Here is a 17,959-nt window from a genome sequence, read left to right as displayed (position 1 = left end):
ATGGCAAAGATGCCTAGAATCTGCTGGCCATACGCCATGCATATCGAGCTTCGCCACCTGCGCTACTTCGTCGCCGTCGCCGAGGCGGGGCACGTCACCCGCGCCGCCGAGCGCCTGGGCATCCAGCAGCCGCCGCTGAGCCAGCAGATCAAGTCGCTGGAGGCGGAACTGGGCATGCCCCTGTTCCATCGCCATCCCAAGGGCGTGGCCCTGACCGACGCGGGCCGCCAGCTCCTGGGAGACGCGCAGCGCCTGCTGGCCCAGTTCACCGCGTTGCAGGAGCGCATGCTGGCCTTCGCGGGCGGGCTGCGCGGGCGCATCGACCTGTCCTTCACCAGCTCCGCCGCTGCCCACGCCTTCACGCCGGAGGTGCTGCGCACCTGCCGCTCGCGGCATCCGGACATCCAGATCCATGCGCGCGAGAACAACGCCGCCGAGATCACCGAGGACGTGGCCGCGGGGCGCCTGCACTGCGGTTTCCTGCGCGTGCCGGTGGACCGCCCGGAAGGCGTGGCGCTGGAGACGCTGCTGGAGGAGCCCTGCCTGCTCGCCGTGCCGGTGGACCACCGCCTCGCGCGCACGCGCAGCCGGCCCGTGCAGCTGCGCGAGCTGCAGGGCGAGCGGCTGATTCTGGTGCGCCGCCCCGGCGCGCCCGGCCTGTATGCCAACCTGCTGGACGCCTGCGCGCGCCAGGGCGTCGCCGTCACCGTGGCCGCGGAGGTCGAGCGCATGATGACCAACCTGAACCTGGTGGCCGCCGGTGAGGGCCTCTCGGTGGTGCCGGCCTCCATGCAGGGCGCGCACCCGCACGCGGTGGCGTACCAGCCGCTCGCGCCGTCCATCCGCCTGACGGCGCCCCTGACGCTGGTCTACCGCGCCCGGGACGCCGTGGGCCCCACCGGCACCTTCCTCGCGCTGGCCCGCGAAGTCGCGGCGCGGCAGAAGCCCGCGCTGCGCGTGCGGCGGGCCTGAGCGCCATGCGCACCTGGCAACTCCACCGGCGGGCCTGGCTGCTGGCGCTGGCCGCCGCACCGGTGCTGGCGCAGGACCCCTGGCCGAACCGCCCGGTCCGCATCGTCGTGGCCTATCCCCCCGGCGGCGTCAGCGACAGCGTGGCGCGGGCCCTGGCCGAATCGCTTTCGCAGCAGCTCGGCGTTCCGGTGCGGGTGGACAACCGCGCCGGCGCGAGCGGCGCGCTGGCCGTGCAGGCGGTCGCCCGCAGCACGCCCGATGCCTACACGCTGTGCTTCACCGCCGCGACGGCGCTGCGGCTGCCCGGGGTGCCCCGGCTCGAACCGGTGGCCGGCGTCATGCGCACACCCTCCCTCATCGTGGGCACGCCGGCCCTGGCCGCCGACACGCTGGCGCAGGCGCTGGACGTCGCACGCCGCGAGCCCGGACGCCTGCGCTGGGCCACCACCGGCGAGGGCACGACCGGCTACCTGCTGCTGCAGGCCGTGAGCCGGGCGGCGGGCGTGTCGATCACGCACATTCCCTACAAGGGCGGCGGCCAGCAGCTCAACGACGCCCTGGCCGGGCAGTTCGAGCTGCTGTCCACCAACGTGGCGCCGATGCAGCTGGACGCCATCCAGGGCGGGCGGCTCAAGCCGCTGGCCGTGGGGGCGCCCTCACGGATCCCCGGCCTGCCGGAAGTTCCCACGCTCGCCGAACTGGGCCTGCCGGAGGCCAACCTGGTGTCGCTCTTCGGGCTGTTCGCGCCCGTGGGCACGCCGGCCGAACGCATCGAGCGGATCAACCGCGCAGTGGACCTCGCGCTGCGGTCATCGCCGCTGCGTGAGCGCCTGCCTGCCTCCAGCAACCTGCCGGTACACGGCAGCGCGGAAAGCTTCGGGCAGGAGGTGCAGGAGGCGCTGTCGCGCGTGGCGCGGGGGCGCTGAGGCCGCGACCGGGGCCTGCGACTACTTCGCCGCCGCCGGCCGCAGCACGTAGCCGATGCGCGGGAAGTGCACGTGCACCGTCCCCGCGCGCGGGTCTTCGCGGCGCAGGCTGTAGTGCGTGCGGGTGGCGGCGATCAGCTCGCCCTCGGTGGCTTCGGCGCCGAAGGACTCGGGCGTGATGGTGACGCGGCTGCCCAGGAGGATGCCGTGGTCGTCCTGGAAGGCGCTGTCCACCAGCAGGTTGCTGCCCGGCGGCTGCGGCTCGCTGCGCCCGGCCACGGTGATGGCGTCCTCGGCGCTGAAGCGCTCCAGCCGGGGTTGCCCCAAGCCCTGCATGCGCTCCATCCATTCGCCGATGGCGGGCGTGACGGCCAGGATGTCCGCCATGACGGGGACCTGCGCGCGCATGAACCACAGCGGGTGGTAGGTGGAGAAGTCGGCCACGCAAGGCTCGGCGCCGAAGAGGAAGTCGTGCTCCTCGACCATGCTCGCGATGCGCCGCAGGTACGAGCGCAGGGCCGAGGTGGCGTCGGCCGGGCGCAGCTGGGTCATGTTCACGCGCATGGCCTTGCGGTCGTCCTTGAAGGCCTGCGCCAGCTGCGCATCGCCGCCGAAAAGCTGGGCGGCGCCGCGCGGCTGCAGGGCGTAGCTCATGGCCGTCCAGAACAGGGTGGTGTCGGCCCACTGCGCGAAGACGCGCGAGCAGCCCCGCAGGGCCGGCGGGAACAGGGGCGGCTCGGGCTGCACGTGCTCCAGCACGTCGCAGATCAGCGCGCTGTCGCAATAGATGTCGGCGCCGCGCTGCAGGAAGGGCGTGCGCCGGTAGCCGCCCGTGAGGGCCACCACGTCGGGCTTGGGGCTGATGGAGGGCACGAACACCGACTGCGCCGGCACCTTCTTGAACGCCAGCACGCGGCGGATCTTCTCGGAGAACGGGGAGCTGAGGTAGTGGTGGAGGATCAGGTCGGGCGTCATGGGCGATCAGGCCTTCGGGTTCAGCGCGGCATGGCGCGGGCGATGAGGATGTCGAGGGGCAGGTCCGCTGGCAGGCTGCCGAAGGTCTGGCCGCCCTCGCCCGCGATGCGCGAAGCGCAGAAGGCCGAGGCCACCTCCGGCGGGCTTGCCTGCCACAGCAGGGCGGCCTGCAGCACCAGCGCGATGTCCTGCGCGAGACGGCGGGCCTGGTCTTCGTCTGCCAGGTGCTCCACGCGCAGCGCGAGCCGGTCCATGGCGCGGTCCAGGTCGGGATCGGCTCCGCGCGCGGGCGCGAGTTCGGCGGCCAGGGCCGCGGCGGCGTCGGCCTTGCGTAGGGCGCGCAGCAGGTCCAGGGCCATGATGTTGCCGGCGCCCTCCCAGATGGAGTTGACCGGCATCTCGCGGTAGATGCGTGCCATGACGCCCTCGCCGCCCTCCTCCACGTAGCCGTTGCCGCCCAGGCATTCCATGGCTTCCTGCGCAAAGGCGGCGCCGCGCTTGCAGATCCAGAACTTGGCCACCGGCGTGAGCAGGCGCGCCATGAAGGTCTCGTGCGCATCCTGCGGGTGGTCGAAGGCGCGCGCGAGCCGCATGGCCAGGGCGCAGGCCGCCTCCGTTTCCAGCGCCAGGTCGGCCAGCACGTTGCGCATGAGGGGCTGCTCGACGAGCGGCTTGCCGAAGGCCACGCGCTGGCGGCAGTGGTCCAGGGCCAGCGAGAGGGCCTGGCGCATGAGGCCGCTGGTGCCCAGGGCGCAGTCCAGGCGCGTGAGCTGCCCCATCTGCAGGATCTGCGGCACGCCGCGTCCTTCCTCGCCGACCAGCCAGCCCAGCGCGCCGTGGAACTCCACCTCCGAGCTGGCGTTGGCACGGTTGCCCAGCTTGTCCTTCAGGCGCTGAATGTGCACGGCATTGCGCTCGCCATCCGGCAGCACGCGCGGCACGAAGAGGCAGGACAGCCCGCCGGCCGTCTGCGCGAGCACCAGGTGTGCGTCCGACTGCGGCGCGGAGAAGAACCACTTGTGGCCGGTGATGCGGAAGCGCTCGCCCCAGTCGTCCCGGCCATCGGGTTCGGCCCGCGTGGTGTTGGCGCGCACGTCCGAGCCGCCCTGCTTCTCGGTCATGCCCATGCCCATGGTCAGGCCCGGCTTCTGGTCGAAGGGCCGGTCCGAGGGGTCGTAGGCGCGGCTGCCCAGGCCGGGGCCCCAGAGGCGGTCCAGGGTGGGGTTGCCGCGCAGCGCGGGGGTGGCCGCGTAGGTCATGGAGATGGGGCAGAGCACGGCCGGCTCCAGCTCGGTGAAGAGCATGAAGCCGGCCGCCCTGCGCTGGTGGGCGTGCGGCTCGCCGCCGACCCAGGGCGTGCCGTGCAGGCCCGCCTCCACCGCGGCGGCCATGAGCACGTGGTAGCTGGGATGGAAGTCCACGTCGTCGCGCCGGCGGCCGAAGCGGTCGTGCGTGCGAAGCTGCGGCGGATAGGCATTGGCCTGGCGCGCGTGCGCCTGCATCTCGGCGCTGCCGAGCCGGGCGCCCAGGGCGGAGAGGGTCGCGGTCTCCAGGGCCGGCGCATTGAAGGCCAGGGCGTCGCGCAGGGCCTGGTGGCTGTCGAAGAGGTTCCAGTCGCGCAGGGGCTCGGGCTGGTTGAAGACGTCGTGGGTGGCCGCCATGAGCGTTCCCCCTGCGCCTGTCAGGCCAGCTTCACCAGTTGCTTGCCGAAGTTGCGCCCGCGCAGCAAGCCGAGAAACGCTTCCGGCGCCGCCTCGATGCCCGAGGCCACCGTCTCGCGCGGACGGAAGCGGCCACTGCCCACCAGCTCGCCCAGCTCGGCCAGCGCCTCGGGCCAGACGTCCAGGTGCTCGCTCACGATGAAGCCTTCCACGCGCATGCGGTTGGTGAGGATCAGTTGGGGGTGGCGCAAGGGAATGGGCTGGCCGTCGTAGCCGGCGATCATGCCGCACAGGGCCACGCGCGCGAAGGCGCTGCTGCGCAGCATGACGGCGTCCAGGATCATGCCGCCCACGTTCTCGAAGTGGCCGTCGATGCCGTCCGGGCAGGCCTGCTTGAGCGCCTTGGACAGCGAACCCAGGTCGGGGTGCTCGCGGTAGTCGATGCAGGCGTCGAAACCCAGTTCCTCGACCACGTAGCGGCACTTCTCGGCGCCGCCCGCGATGCCCACCGCCCGGCAGCCGCGTGCCTTGGCCAGCACGCCCACGGCGCTGCCCACCGCGCCGCTGGCGGCGCTCACGGTCACGGTCTTGCCGGGCTTGGGCTCGATGATGCGGTTCAGCCCATACCAGCCCGTCACGCCCGGCATGCCCACCGCGCCCAGGTAGTGCGACAGCGGCACGCGCGAGTCGTCCACCTTGCGCAGCATGCCGGGCTGGTTGGCGTCGACCACGCTCCACTCCTGCCAGCCGCCCATGCCCTGCACCTTGTCGCCGGCCGCGAAGCGCGGGTGGCGGCTTTCCACCACCTCGCCCACCGTGCCGCCGATCATGACTTCGCCCAGGGGCTGCGGCGCGGCGTAGCTCTTGCCCTCGTTCATGCGCCCGCGCATGTAGGGGTCCAGGCTCAGGTAATGGTGGCGCACCAGCACCTGCCCGTCGGACAGGGCCGGCGTCTCCACCGTCTCCAGGCGGAAGTTCTGCGCGCTGGCCTCGCCCTCGGGGCGGCTGGCCAGGACGAATCGGCGGTTCTGTGGCATGGAGCTTCCTTGTCTCGGTCTCAATCGGTGGAGATGACGCCCAGCGCGTTGGCGCTGGGGCCGCTCGCGGGCTGGCGCTTGACGTACTTGAAGGTGCCGGTGGCGTGGGCGCACAGCTGCTCGCGCGCGTCCAGCACGCGGGACTCGACGAAGGCCATGGTGGCCGTGCGGTGCATGAGACGGCTCTTGCACAGCAGCAGGCCGGTGGAGGGGCGCATGAAGCTGGTCTTCATCTCGATGGTGACGATGCCCATGTCCTGCTCGACGCTGCGCGCGGCCGTGGCCATGCCCACGTCCAGCAGGGTCATGACGGCCCCGCCGTGCGCGACGGAGAAGGAATTCATGTGCTCGGGCCGGGGCTCGTACTCGATGACCGACTCGCCGCCTTCGAAGAGCGTGAGCCGAAAGCCCAGCTCCGTCACGAAGGGGATGGAGACGCCACCGAAGTCGTGGGGATCGCGTGCCATCAGCCCCCCGTGATCACGCTCACGCCACCGTCCACGGCCAGCCATTGCCCGGTGATGTGCTTGCCGGCGTCGGAGGCGTACAGCACCGTGATGCCCTTGAGGTCCTCGTCGTCGCCGAGGCGGCGCAAGGGCGCATGGGAGGCGAGCTCGTCCTCGCCCACACGGTCGAGCGTGCCGCGCGTCATCTTGCTCGGGAAGAAGCCGGGACAGATGGCATTGACGTTGATGTTGTAGCGCCCCCATTCGCAGGCCAGCGCGCGGGTGAAGTTGATCACGGCGCCCTTGGAGGTGTTGTAGGCCAGGGTCTGCATCTCCGGCGGATTGCCGCCGAGCCCGGCGATGGAGGCGATGTTGATGATCCGGCCCTGCTTGCGCGGGATCATGCTGCGCTTGGCCACGTGCTGGCTGAGGATGAAGTAGCCGCGCACGTTGAGGTCCATGACCTTGTCCCAGGCTTCCACCGGGTGGTCCTCGGCCGGCGCACCCCAGGCGGCGCCCGCGTTGTTGACGAGGATGTCGATGTCGCCCATGCGCTCCAGGGTTTCATCGGCGAGCTTGCGGATGTCCTGCTCGCGTGCGCAGTCGGCGGCGATCCAGCGCGCGTCGATGCCCTTGGCCTGCAGCTCGGCCACCGCCTGCTCCAGGTCCGAGGCCTTGCGCGAGCTGAGCATGATGCGCGCGCCGGCTTCGCCCAGCGCCTGCGCCATCTGCAGGCCCAGGCCGCGCGAGCCGCCGGTGACCAGCGCCGTGCGGCCTTCGAGGTTCATGAGTTCTTGAATGCTGCGGGTCATGTCGATTCCTTTTCCTTCATCATCTCGTTCGGCTCGGCGGCATCTTCGCGCAGGCGCGAGCGCCAGGCGATGAGCGCGACGCCCAGGGCCGCCGCGGCGAGCGCGCAGCCCGCGATGGTCCAGCCCAGCGGCGCATCGGCGCGGCGCACCATGGCGCCGATCGCCAGCGTGAAAAGGCCGCCATAGAGCAGCGTCCAGGCCAGCGCCTCGATCCAGGCCAGCGCGCGCCGCGAAGCCATTCAGAACGCCGCTTCGGGGAACTGCGCGCAGCTCATGTCGCGCCGGGCGACCACCTGCAGCCAGGCGCCGATGCGCGGCAGCTCGTAATGGAAGAAGTAGCGCGCGGCGCCCCGGCGGCCCACGGCGGCTGCGTCCTGCGCATCGTCACCAACAGCGAGCAGCACGTCCAGCCAGGTCCAGGCCAGCACCACGTGGCCAAAGGCCTGCATGTAGGGCACGGCGTTGGCCAGCGCCTCGGCCGGATTCTCGGTCGCCCAGGCCGCCTTGGTCGTGGCGCCCAGCTGCTGCAGGGCCTGCGCCAGGGCGTTGGCATGCTCGGCCAGTGCGGGGCGCTGCAGGGCGCGCTCGATGGTTGCGTTCATGCGGCCGGCCAGCAGCATGAGGCCCCGGCCGCCTTCCATGCGCACCTTGCGCCCCAGCAGGTCGGCCGCCTGGATGCCGTGCGTGCCTTCGTGGATCATGTTCAGGCGGTTGTCGCGCCAGTACTGCTCCACCGGGAAGTCGCGCGTGTAGCCATAGCCGCCGTGCACCTGGATGGCCAGCGAATTGGCCTCCAGGCAGAACTCGCTGGGCCAGCTCTTGGCAATGGGCGTGAGCACCTCCAGCAGCAGGCGCGCCTCGTCGGCGGCCTCGGGCGCGCCGGTGTGCTGCTCGTCCACCAGGCGCGCGCAGTACAGCATGAGGGCGAGCGCCCCTTCGCTGTACGCCTTCTGCGCCAGCAGCATGCGCTTGACGTCGGCGTGCTCGATGATGCGCACCTGCGGCTGGGCCGCATCCTTGCCCTGCGGCCCCACCGGCCGCCCCTGGGGCCGGTTGCGGGCGTAGTCCAGCGAGGCGTAGTAGCCCGCCAGCCCCAGCGCCGTGGCGGCCATGCCGATGCCGATGCGCGCCTCGTTCATCATGTGGAACATGCAGCGCAGGCCCTCGCCGGGCTGGCCCACCCGATAGCCGATGGCACCGGCCGCGCCGCGCACCGGGTAGCGGCCTTCGCCGAAATTGAGCAGCGTGTTGGTAGTGCCCCGCCAGCCCAGCTTGTGGTTCAGGCCCGCGAGCGCCACGTCGTTGCGCTCGCCGGTCAGCCGGCCTTCATCATCGACCAGCTTCTTGGGCACGATGAAGAGCGAGATGCCGCGCGTGCCGGGCACCAGGCGGCCATCGAGCCCGGGGATCTTGGCCAGCACCAGGTGGACGATGTTCTCGGTCAGCTCGTGCTCGCCGGCGGAGATCCACATCTTGTTGCCGCGCAGGCGATAGCGGGGGCCGAGCGGGTCGCTCTCGTAGTCCGCCCCGTCCGGCGTCGCGCGGGTGGCGATGTCCGACAGCGACGAGCCCGCCTGCGGCTCCGACAGCGCCATGGTGCCGGAGAAGCGACCGCTGAATTCGTTGTGCGCGAACACCCGCCGCTGCGCCTCGGATCCATGCGCCATCAGCAGGTTGGCATTGCCCACCGTGAGCAGGCCGCCGCCGATGCTGATGGAGGCGGTGGCGAAGAAGGCGCCGGCCGCCGCTTCCAACGTGTAGGGCAGCTGCATGCCGCCGATGGCGTAGTCCTGCGCGGCGCTGAGCATGCCCGAGGCGGCGTAGGCGTCCCAGGCGTCCTTCGTGGCCGCGGGAAGGATCACCTTCTCGCCGTCGAAGCGCGGCTCCTCGGTGTCCACCAGGCGGTTGAAGGGCGCGAAGCGCTCGCGTGCGATGCGCTCGCAGGTGTCCAGCACGGCGTCGAAGGTCTCGCGCGAGTGCTCGGCGAAGCGCTCGCGCGCATTCAGGCCGGCGGCGTCCAGCCACTCGTACAGCAGGAAGTCGAGGGTGGGACGCAGGCTCATCGCTCAGGCGCTCACAGCACCTCGAACACGCCGGCCGCGCCCATGCCGCCGCCGATGCACATGGTGACCACCACCCGCTTGGCGCCGCGGCGCTTGCCCTCGATGAGCGCGTGACCGGTCAGGCGCTGGCCCGAGACGCCGTAGGGGTGGCCGAGGGCGATGGAGCCGCCGTTGACGTTGAGGCGGTCGTCGGGAATGCCCAGCTTGTCGCGGCAGTAGAGCACCTGCACCGCAAAGGCCTCGTTCAGCTCCCACAGGTCGATGTCCTGCACCGACAGGCCCAGGCGCTTCAAGACCTTGGGCACCGCGAAGACCGGGCCGATCCCCATCTCGTCGGGCTCGCAGCCGGCCACGGCGAAGCCGAGGAAGCGGCCCATGGGGGTGAGGTTGTGGCGGCTCGCGTAGTCCTCGCTCACCACCACGCAGGCGCCGGCGCCGTCGGAGAACTGGCTGGCGTTGCCGGCCGAGATCACGCCGCCGGGCAGCGCCGGGCGGATGCCCGCGATGCTCTCGGCCGTGGTGCCTTCGCGCAGGCCTTCGTCCACGCTCACGGTGACCTGCTTGCTGCGCAGGCCCATCACGGGATCGGCTACGCCGGCCGTGACGGTGATGGGGGCGATCTCGTCCTTGAAGCGGCCGGCCGCCGACGCGGCGCAGGCCTTCTGCTGGCTGGCCGCGCCGTACTCGTCCATGCGCTCGCGGCTGATCTCGTAGCGCTTGGCCACCTGTTCGGCGGTCTGCAGCATGCTCCAGTAGATGGCGGGCTGCTTCTTCTCCAGGTCCAGGTCGCGCAGCATGTGGGTGTTCATTTCCTGCTGCACGCAGGAAATGCTTTCCACGCCGCCGGCCACGTACACATCGCCCTCGCCCGCGATGATGCGCTGCGAGGCCATGGCGATGGTCTGCAGGCCCGAGGAGCAGAAGCGGTTCACGGTGGCACCGGCCACGCTCACCGGCAGGTCGGCCATGAGCGCGATCTGGCGCCCGATGTTCGCGCCGGTGGCGCCCTCGGGGTTCGCGCAGCCCATGAGGACGTCCTCGACCTCGGCGCCCTCGATGCCGGCGCGCTGCAGCGCATGCTTGACCACGTGGCCGCCCAGCGTGGCGCCATGGGTCATGTTGAAGGCGCCCTTCCAGCTCTTGGCCAGGGGCGTGCGGGCGGTGGAGACGATCACGGCTCGGGTCATGGTGGGCCTTTCTTCAGAACGAGGGTGCGTTCAGGTTGCGCAGGAGTTGGTGATGGAAGCGCACGAGCTGCGCACGAGCTCCGCGGCGAGGACGGCAGGGGAAATGCGTTTGATCATCGGCGAGGCGTTCGCGGCGGCCCGTGCGCGACGGGGGCCGTGGGCGCGGAAGGCGCGTCAGTTGAAGGTCTTGCCCTCGGCCACCAGGCGCTTGATCAGGGGCGCGGGCTCCCAGAACTTCGCGTCGTCGCGCGGGTTGCGCTGGAAGCGCTTCATGGCTTCCATGACGTTGAAGAGGCCCACCGTGTCGGCGTACTTCATGGGGCCACCGCGATGGATGGGAAAACCGTAGCCGGTGAGGTAGACCATGTCGATGTCGCTGGCGCGGGCGGCGATGCCCTCCTCCAGGATGTGCGCGCCTTCGTTGACCAGCGCATAGACCAGGCGCTGGACGATCTCCTCGTCGGAGATCTTGCGCGGCTCCACGCCCAGCTCCTTGCGGTGCGCGGCGATCATGTCGTTGACCGCGGCCGAGGGAATCGCGTCGCGCTTGCCGGCCTGGTAGTCGTACCAGCCGGCGCCGGTCTTCTGGCCGAAGCGGCCCATCTCGCACAGCTTGTCGGCCGTACGGCTGTACATCATGTCCGGGCGCTCCTGCGCGCGGCGCTTGCGGATGGCCCAGCCGATGTCGTTGCCGGCCAGGTCGCCCATGCGGAACGGCCCCATGGCGAAACCGAACTTCTCGATGGCCTTGTCCACCTGCTGCGGCGTGCAGCCCTCGTCCAGCAGGAAGCCGGCCTGCCGGCTGTACTGCTCGATCATCCGGTTGCCGATGAAGCCGTCGCACACGCCGGAGACCACGGCCGTCTTCTTGATTGACTTGGCCATCTTCATGACGGTGGCCAGCACGTCCTTGGCCGTCTTCTCGCCGCGCACCACCTCCAGCAGCTTCATCACGTTGGCGGGGCTGAAGAAGTGCAGGCCCACCACGTCCTGCGGACGCTTCGTGAAGGCGGCGATCTTGTTCACGTCCAGCGTGGAGGTGTTGCTCGCGAGGATGGCGCCGGGCTTCATCACCGCGTCGAGCTGCTCGAAGACCTTCTGCTTGACGCCCATCTCCTCGAACACCGCCTCGATGACCAGGTCGGCGTCCTTGATGTCGGAATACTGAAGCGTGGTGGACAGCAGCGCCATGCGCTGCTCGTACTTGTCCTGCTTGAGCTTGCCCTTCTTGACCTGGGCTTCGTAGTTCTTGCGGATGGTGGCGATGCCGCGATCCAGCGCCTCCTGCTTCATCTCCAGGATCTTCACCGGGATGCCGGCGTTGAGGAAGTTCATGGCGATGCCGCCGCCCATGGTGCCGGCGCCGATGACCGCCACGGACGCGATCTTGCGCTGCGGCGTGTCCTCGGGCACGTCGGGGATCTTGGAGGCGGCGCGCTCGGCCATGAAGATGTGGCGCAGCGCCCGGCACTCGGGCGTGAGCATGAGGTTCAGGAAGATCTCGCGCTCCTGCAGCAGGCCGTCGTCGAACTTCTTCTTGGTCGCCAGCTCCACGGCGTCCACGCACTTGGCCGGCGCCGGAAAGTTCTTGGCCATGCCCTTGACCATGTTGCGCGCGAACTGGAAGTAGGCGTCGCCCTGCGGGTGCTTGCACGGGAGATGGCGCACCAGCGGCAGCGGCCGCGCGTCGGCCACCGAGCGGGCGAAGGCGATGGCCTCGTCCAGCAGCGATTCGGCACCGGAGGCCATCTTGTCGAACAGCTTCTGCCCGGGCAGCTGCGCCAGCATCTCGCTCTTGACCGCCTCGCCGCTCACGATCATGTTGAGGGCCGTCTCCACGCCGAGCACGCGCGGCAGGCGCTGCGTGCCGCCCGCGCCGGGGATGAGGCCGATCTTCACTTCCGGCAGCGCGATGCTCGTGCCCGGCGCGGCGATGCGGTAGTGCGCCCCCAGGGAGAGCTCCAGCCCGCCGCCCATGGCCACCGAGTGCAGGGCCGCGACCACCGGCTTGGCCGAGTTCTCCACCGCCACGATCAGCGACAGCAGGTTGGGCTCCGCGATCGCCTTGGGCGTGTCGAACTCGCGGATGTCGGCGCCGCCGGAAAACGCCCGGCCGGCCCCGGTGATGACGATGGCCTTCACGGCCGCGTCGTCGTTGGCCACCTGCAGCCCGTCGGCGATGGCCCGGCGCGTCGCCAGGCCCAGGCCGTTGACGGGCGGGTTGTTCATCGTGATCACGGCGACGTCGCCGTGCACCTTGTATTCAGCCGTCATGCTGTGTTCCTCGGGTAAGAAAAGAACGGTCGTTCGGGCGATTCTAGAAAGCCCGCTGCTGCACCGCCACATGGCTTGTCCCCGGGGGGACAAAAAGAGGAAAGCGAAGCTACAGGCCGCTCAGAAGCTGTGAACGGATTCGACGCGTCCGAAGCGGCCGCCAGAAAGTGGCCCATCAAGGCGCAAAGCGCAGCCATAGCTTGAGCTATGGCGAGCATTTGCAACGCCGAGGGGGCGCTTTCTGGAGGCCGAGGCGGGCGTGGCGGATCCGTTCACAGCTTCTTAGACCTCCAGCCACTCCTTGCGCGTGTACGCGTCCGCCCGCAGGCTCTCGGGCGTTCCCTGGAAGACGATGCTGCCATGGCCCATGACCAGGGCGCGGTCGGAGATGGTCATGGCGATGGTGAGCTTCTGCTCGATCAGCAGCACCGAAATGCCGCGCGCCTTGAGCTCCTTGAGGTACTGCGCCACCAGCTCGACGATCTTGGGTGCGAGGCCCTCGGTGGGCTCGTCGATGATGATGAGCTCCGGATCGCCCATGAGCGTGCGGCACAGGGTGAGCATCTGCTGCTCGCCGCCGGAGAGCACGCCGGCCTCGGTGTGCTGGCGCTCCTTCAGGCGCGGGAACATGCGGTACATGTCCTCGAAGCTCCAGCGCCCTTCCTGGCGGGCGCGCTTGGTGCCCAGCATGAGGTTCTGGTGCACCGTGAGCTTGGGGAAGATGTCCCGGTTCTCGGGCACGTAGCCGATGCCCAGGTGCGCGATCTCGTAGGGCTTGCGGCCCACGAGGTTCTTGCCTTTCCACTCGATGCTGCCGGTCGCGTCGACCATGCCCATGATGGCCTTGGCGGTGGTGGAGCGGCCCGAGCCGTTGCGGCCCAGCAGGGCCACGATCTCGCCCGGCGCGACCTGGAAGCGCACGCCGTGGAGCACGTGGCTCTTGCCGTAGAAGGCGTGCAGGTTATCGATGCGCAGCATGGCTTCAGCTTCCGGCGTGAGCGTCCGCGTGGGTGCCCAGGTAGGCCTCCTGCACGCGTGCATTGGCCCGCACGTTCTCGGGCGTGTCGAAGGCGATCACCTCCCCGTACACCACCACCGCGATCTTGTCGGCCAGGCCGAAGACCACGCCCATGTCGTGCTCCACGGTCAGAAGGGTCTTGCCCACGGTGACTTCCTTGATCAGCTCGATGAAGCGGCTGGTTTCGCTGCGGCTCATGCCCGCGGTGGGCTCGTCCAGCAGGATGACCTGCGCGCCGCCGCCGATGGTGATGCCGATCTCCAGCGCGCGCTGCTCGGCGTAGGTCAGGTTCATGGCCAGCACGTCGCGCTTGCGGTCCAGCCGGATCATCTCCATGAGGCGCTCGGCGCGCTCGTTGGCGTCCTCCAGGTCGGCCAGGAACTTGAAGAAGGTGTAGCGGTAGCCCAGGCTCCACAGCACCCCGCAGCGCAGGTTCTCGAACACGCTGAGCTTGGGGAAGATGTTGGTGATCTGGAAACTGCGCGACAGGCCCAGGCGGTTGATCTCGAAGGGCCGCTTGCCGTCGATGCGCTGGCCGTGCAGCAGCACCTGGCCGCTGGTGGGCGAAAAGCGGCCGCTGATCAGGTTGAACAGCGTGGACTTGCCCGCGCCGTTGGGGCCGATCACCGCGATGCGCTCGCCCGCGTTCACCGCCAGGTTGGCGCCGCGGATGATCTCGGTGCGGCCGAAGCTCTTGCGCAGGTCTTTCAGTTCGAGCGCGTAGGTCATTGGGGCATGGTCTCCCGGCGCTTGATCTCTTTTTCGATGTACTCCTGGATCTCGCCCCACTGCTGCACATAGGCGCGGCGCGTGAGCTCGAACAGGCCCAGGCCGGTCACCAGCACGAAGGCCGCGCCGACCCAGCTTTCCACGCTGTGCGCGTTCAGCGGCATGCCCAGGAACTTCAGCTCGGGGCCCAGGGCGGCATTGAGCTGCAGGTGGTAGACCATCTCGATCATGGCCGCGGCGCCGGCCAGGACCACCAGGCCGGTGACGGCCAGGCCCAGGTAGCTGACCCAGAGCTCGCGCAGGCGCCCGAAGGCCGCCACCCGCAGGTTCATCATGATGAGGCTGGCGATGCCGCCGGGCGCGTACATGACCATGAAGAGGAACAGCAGGCCCAGGTACAGCAGCCAGGCCTTGGTGAACTCCGACAGCAGCACGAAGGCCAGCACCATCAGCACGCCGCCGATGATGGGGCCGAAGAAGAAGGTGGCCCCGCCCAGGAAGGTGAAGAGCAGGTAGGCGCCCGAGCGCGCCGCGCTCACCACTTCGGCCGTGACGATCTCGAAGTTCAGCGCCGCCAGGCCCCCCGAGATCCCGGCGAAGAAGGCCGAGATGATGAAGGCGATGTAGCGCACCTTCTGCGTGTCGTAGCCCACGAACTCCACCCGCTCCGGGTTGTCGCGCACCGCATTGAGCATGCGGCCCAGGGGCGTGCGGGTGAAGGCGAACATGAGCGCCGTGCACACGAAGGTGTAGACGGCGATCAGGTAATAGAGCTGCACCTGGGGTCCGTAGGTGATGCCCCAGGGCGAGGAGCCGGTGACCCGGTTGCCGGAGATGCCGCCCTCGCCCCCGAAGAACTCGGGGAACATCAGCGCAGAAGCCCAGACCAGCTCGCCGATGCCCAGCGTGATCATGGCGAAGGGCGTGCCGGCCTTCTTGGTCGTGACCCAGCCGAACACCACCGCGAAGAGCGCCGCGGACAGGCCCCCGGCGATCGGCACCAGGCTCACGGGCAGCGGCAGCGCGCCATCGCTCACCAGGTTCAGGGTGTGGATGGCCAGGAAGGCGCCCATGCCGGAATACACCGCATGGCCGAAGCTGAGCATGCCGCCCTGCCCCAGCAGCATGTTGTAGGACAGGCAGACGATGATGGCGATGCCCATCTGGCTGAGCATGGTGTGCGCCAGCGAGCTGGTGAACACCATGGGTGCCAGCGCCAGCACGATGGCGAACAGGCCCCACACGATCCAGCGGCCCACGTTGTAGGGCTTGAAGCTGTAGTAACGGGTGGGCACGCTGCGCGCGGGTGCGCCGGCTGGCGCCCCCGCCGCAGGGCTTGCGGAGGCGCCCGCAGCGCCCGAAGCAGTGGGGTTCAACATGGTGTTCATCCTTCGCGCGTCCCCATCAGGCCCCGGGGCCGGAAGATCAGCACCAGCACCAGCAGCAGGTAGGGCAGCACCGGCGCGACCTGGCTCACCTTGAGCTTCCAGAGGGCGTAGCCGAAGGTCTGCGGGCCGATGTCCCAGCCGATGCGGCTGAGGGTGTTGACCAGCGAGGCATCGATGCCCACCGCGAAGGTCTGCAGCACGCCGATGAGGAGCGAGGCGACGAAGGCGCCGGCGAGCGAGCCCATGCCGCCCACCACCACGACCACGAAGATCACCGACCCCACGGTGGCGGCCATGCCGGGCTCGGTGACGAAGGCATTGCCGCCGATCACGCCAGCCAGCCCCGCCAGGGCGGCGCCGCCGCCGAAGACCAGCATGAAGACGCGGGGCACGTTGTGGCCCAGCGCCTCCACCGTCTCGGGGTGCGTGAGGGCAGCCTGGATCACCAGGCCGATGCGGGTGCGCGTGAGCAGCAGCCAGATGGCCACCAGCATCAGCAGGGCCACCAGCATCATGAAGCCGCGGTACATGGGGAACTGCGTGCCGTACAGCGTGAAGAGCGCACCCGAGAGCGCGTCGGGCACGCGGTAGTCCACCGAGCTGGTGCCCCAGACCAGCTGCACCATCTCCAGGATGATGAAGGACAGGCCGAAGGTGATCAGCAGCTCGGGCACGTGCCCGAACTTGTGCACCCGGCGCAGGCAGTACTTCTCGAACAGTGCCCCGAGGGCGGCCACCAGCACGGGCGCGACGAACAGCGCCGGCCAGTAGCCGACCAGCTGCGTGGTGCTGTAGGCGAAGTAGGCGCCCAGCATGTAGAAGCTGGCGTGGGCGAAGTTCAGCACGCCCATCATGCTGAAGATCAGCGTCAGCCCGGAGCTGAGCATGAACAGCAGCAGCCCGTAGCTGATGCCGTTCAGGAGCGAGATGGCGAAGAATTCCATGGAGCGTCGAGTGGCGAAACGAAGGCCGCGCGTGCACCGGCGCGGCCGGCGCAGGGCGGGCGCGGCGCGCGGCGCCGGCGTGCGGACGCCGGGCGCTCGCGGAGCGCGGGCGGGCTGCGCCGCCGCGCGATCATGTCATCAGCCCGCCGAGTTGGGCCGCTTCATCTGGCAGCTGGTGGGCGTGCTGGACACGTAGGGGTCCATCTGCTTGATGGGCACGAAGGTGTAGCCGGTGCCCTCCAGGCTGTTCTGGTTGGCGCCGGCCTTCTGCCACTTGGTGATGAACATGGGCTGCTGCAGCTGGTGGTCGGACGCGCGCATGGTCACGTCACCGGCGAAGCTCTTGACCTGCTGGCCTTCCAGGGCCTTGGCCACCTTCACCGGGTCGGTGCTGCCCGCCTTGGCCATGGCCGCGCCGAGCAGGTTGATGCCGTTGTAGGTGGCGAAGGTGTAGTAGTCGTCGTTGAACTTCTTCTTGAAGTCCGCGACCATCTTGCCCAGCTCGCCCGTGGGGTTGGAGTGGCCGTAGGAGACCTGGTACACCTCGCTGTCGCCACCGGCGGCCAGCGCCGTGGGCGTGCCGGTCACGCCGGCGTAGTAGGTGTACATGGGGATCTTCAGGCCCGCGTCGTTCATGGCCTTGACCAGCAGCGTGAGGTCCTGGCCCCAGTTGCCGGTGACCACCGCGTCGGCATTGGACTGCTTGATCTTGGCGACGTAGGGCGCGAAGTCCTTGACCTGGCCCAGGGGGTGCAGGTCCTCGCCGACGATCTTGGCGTCCGGGCGCTTGCGCTTGAGGCCTTCCTTGAAGTAGCTGGCCACCTGCTGGCCGTGCGAGTAGTTCTGGTTGATCAGGTAGACGTTCTTGACCTTGGGCTGGTCCTTCATGAACGTGGTGAGCGCCTCCATCTTCATGGAGGTGTCCGCGTCCAGGCGGAAGTGCCAGTAGTCGCACTTGTCGTTGGTCAGGGCCGGGTCCACCGCCGCGTAGTTCAGGTAGACGACTTCCTTGCCCGGGTTGCGCGCGTTGTGCTTGGAGACGGCGTCCAGGATGGCCGCGGCAGCGCCCGAGCCGTTGCCCTGGGTGACGTAGCGGAAACCCTGGTCGATCGCGGCCTTGAGGGTGTTGAGGCTTTCCTGCGGCGAGCCCTTGTTGTCGAAGCCCACCACCTCGAACTTCACGCCCGCCGGGGTCTTGCCCGACAACTCCTCGGCGGCGAACTGCCAGCTTTTGAGCTGGTTCTGACCCACGTTGGCGAAGGGGCCGGACAGCGGGTCCATGAAGGCGATGCGCACCGTCTGGTTGCGCAGTGCGCCCGTGGCGCCGCCGGGGGCGGCCTGCTGGGCGAAGGCCAGGCCCGAGACGGCCACCAGGCCGGCGACCGTCAGCTGCTTCATCGCGAATTTCATGATGTCTCCTGAAGTGGATTTCGAGTGCAGCGCAGGGTACGGGATTTGATTCGGCGGGGTCCTCAGGGAATGCCCGTAAGCTGGGCCGAGGCTATCGCCAAGGCGACATTCGCCCTC

At 69.5% G+C, this 17,959-nt stretch carries 16 protein-coding genes; 2 read left to right on the top strand and 14 right to left on the bottom strand.

From position 1 onward, the window contains the following. Positions 1–42 precede the first annotated feature (42 nt). The gene (locus EZ242_RS03980; RefSeq protein ID WP_135283979.1) at positions 43–972 is read left to right on the top strand and encodes a LysR family transcriptional regulator; all 930 of its coding nucleotides are present in this window, start codon (positions 43–45) and stop codon (positions 970–972) included. 5 nt (positions 973–977) lie between these two features. Beyond that, positions 978–1,898 (top strand): Bug family tripartite tricarboxylate transporter substrate binding protein, encoded by a 921-nt coding sequence (locus tag EZ242_RS03975; protein ID WP_135283797.1) that lies wholly within the window; start codon positions 978–980, stop codon positions 1,896–1,898. Positions 1,899–1,919: 21 nt separating this feature from the next. On the opposite strand, the gene EZ242_RS03970 is transcribed toward EZ242_RS03975, so the two are convergent. From EZ242_RS03970 to EZ242_RS03905, 14 genes are all read right to left on the bottom strand, one after another. Further along, a complete protein-coding gene (locus tag EZ242_RS03970) occupies positions 1,920–2,873 on the bottom strand; it encodes a glutathione S-transferase family protein (protein WP_135283796.1) in 954 nt (317 codons plus the stop codon). Between the two features lie 20 nt (positions 2,874–2,893). Continuing rightward, positions 2,894–4,534: an isovaleryl-CoA dehydrogenase gene (locus tag EZ242_RS03965; RefSeq protein WP_135283795.1), complete on the bottom strand. Its 1,641-nt coding sequence runs from the start codon at positions 4,532–4,534 to the stop codon at positions 2,894–2,896. Between the two features lie 20 nt (positions 4,535–4,554). Beyond that, positions 4,555–5,571 carry an NADP-dependent oxidoreductase gene (locus EZ242_RS03960; RefSeq protein ID WP_135283794.1) on the bottom strand — a complete coding sequence of 339 codons (1,017 nt, stop codon included), beginning with the start codon at positions 5,569–5,571 and terminating at the stop codon, positions 4,555–4,557. 20 nt (positions 5,572–5,591) lie between these two features. Then, a complete protein-coding gene (locus EZ242_RS03955) occupies positions 5,592–6,038 on the bottom strand; it encodes a PaaI family thioesterase (RefSeq protein ID WP_135283793.1) in 447 nt (148 codons plus the stop codon). Further along, positions 6,038–6,829 carry an SDR family oxidoreductase gene (locus EZ242_RS03950; protein ID WP_135283792.1) on the bottom strand — a complete coding sequence of 264 codons (792 nt, stop codon included), beginning with the start codon at positions 6,827–6,829 and terminating at the stop codon, positions 6,038–6,040. The genes EZ242_RS03955 and EZ242_RS03950 overlap by 1 nt, the downstream gene beginning before the upstream one ends. Continuing rightward, the gene (locus EZ242_RS03945; RefSeq protein ID WP_135283791.1) at positions 6,826–7,068 is read right to left on the bottom strand and encodes a hypothetical protein; all 243 of its coding nucleotides are present in this window, start codon (positions 7,066–7,068) and stop codon (positions 6,826–6,828) included. Before EZ242_RS03945 ends, EZ242_RS03950 begins: the two co-directional genes overlap by 4 nt. After that, positions 7,069–8,892, bottom strand: coding sequence for an acyl-CoA dehydrogenase (locus tag EZ242_RS03940; protein WP_135283790.1), 1,824 nt, complete (start codon positions 8,890–8,892; stop codon positions 7,069–7,071). 11 nt (positions 8,893–8,903) lie between these two features. Next, positions 8,904–10,079: an acetyl-CoA C-acyltransferase gene (locus EZ242_RS03935; RefSeq protein ID WP_135283789.1), complete on the bottom strand. Its 1,176-nt coding sequence runs from the start codon at positions 10,077–10,079 to the stop codon at positions 8,904–8,906. A gap of 174 nt (positions 10,080–10,253) precedes the next feature. Further along, positions 10,254–12,353, bottom strand: coding sequence for a 3-hydroxyacyl-CoA dehydrogenase NAD-binding domain-containing protein (locus tag EZ242_RS03930; RefSeq protein ID WP_135283788.1), 2,100 nt, complete (start codon positions 12,351–12,353; stop codon positions 10,254–10,256). Between the two features lie 282 nt (positions 12,354–12,635). Continuing rightward, positions 12,636–13,331 carry an ABC transporter ATP-binding protein gene (locus EZ242_RS03925; RefSeq protein WP_135283787.1) on the bottom strand — a complete coding sequence of 232 codons (696 nt, stop codon included), beginning with the start codon at positions 13,329–13,331 and terminating at the stop codon, positions 12,636–12,638. Positions 13,332–13,335: 4 nt separating this feature from the next. After that, positions 13,336–14,100: an ABC transporter ATP-binding protein gene (locus EZ242_RS03920; RefSeq protein ID WP_135283786.1), complete on the bottom strand. Its 765-nt coding sequence runs from the start codon at positions 14,098–14,100 to the stop codon at positions 13,336–13,338. Then, positions 14,097–15,479 carry a branched-chain amino acid ABC transporter permease gene (locus tag EZ242_RS03915; RefSeq protein WP_420821220.1) on the bottom strand — a complete coding sequence of 461 codons (1,383 nt, stop codon included), beginning with the start codon at positions 15,477–15,479 and terminating at the stop codon, positions 14,097–14,099. The genes EZ242_RS03920 and EZ242_RS03915 overlap by 4 nt, the downstream gene beginning before the upstream one ends. A gap of 5 nt (positions 15,480–15,484) precedes the next feature. Then, positions 15,485–16,432, bottom strand: a complete 948-nt coding sequence (locus tag EZ242_RS03910) for a branched-chain amino acid ABC transporter permease (protein ID WP_135283784.1) — start codon at positions 16,430–16,432, stop codon at positions 15,485–15,487. A gap of 138 nt (positions 16,433–16,570) precedes the next feature. After that, positions 16,571–17,842, bottom strand: a complete 1,272-nt coding sequence (locus EZ242_RS03905) for a branched-chain amino acid ABC transporter substrate-binding protein (RefSeq protein WP_135283783.1) — start codon at positions 17,840–17,842, stop codon at positions 16,571–16,573. Positions 17,843–17,959: the final 117 nt, after the last annotated feature.

Origin of the sequence: Ramlibacter rhizophilus, from assembly GCF_004681965.1 — a bacterium.
GTDB lineage: Bacteria > Pseudomonadota > Gammaproteobacteria > Burkholderiales > Burkholderiaceae_C > Ramlibacter > Ramlibacter rhizophilus.
This window is presented reverse-complemented; position numbering and strand designations above follow the sequence as displayed.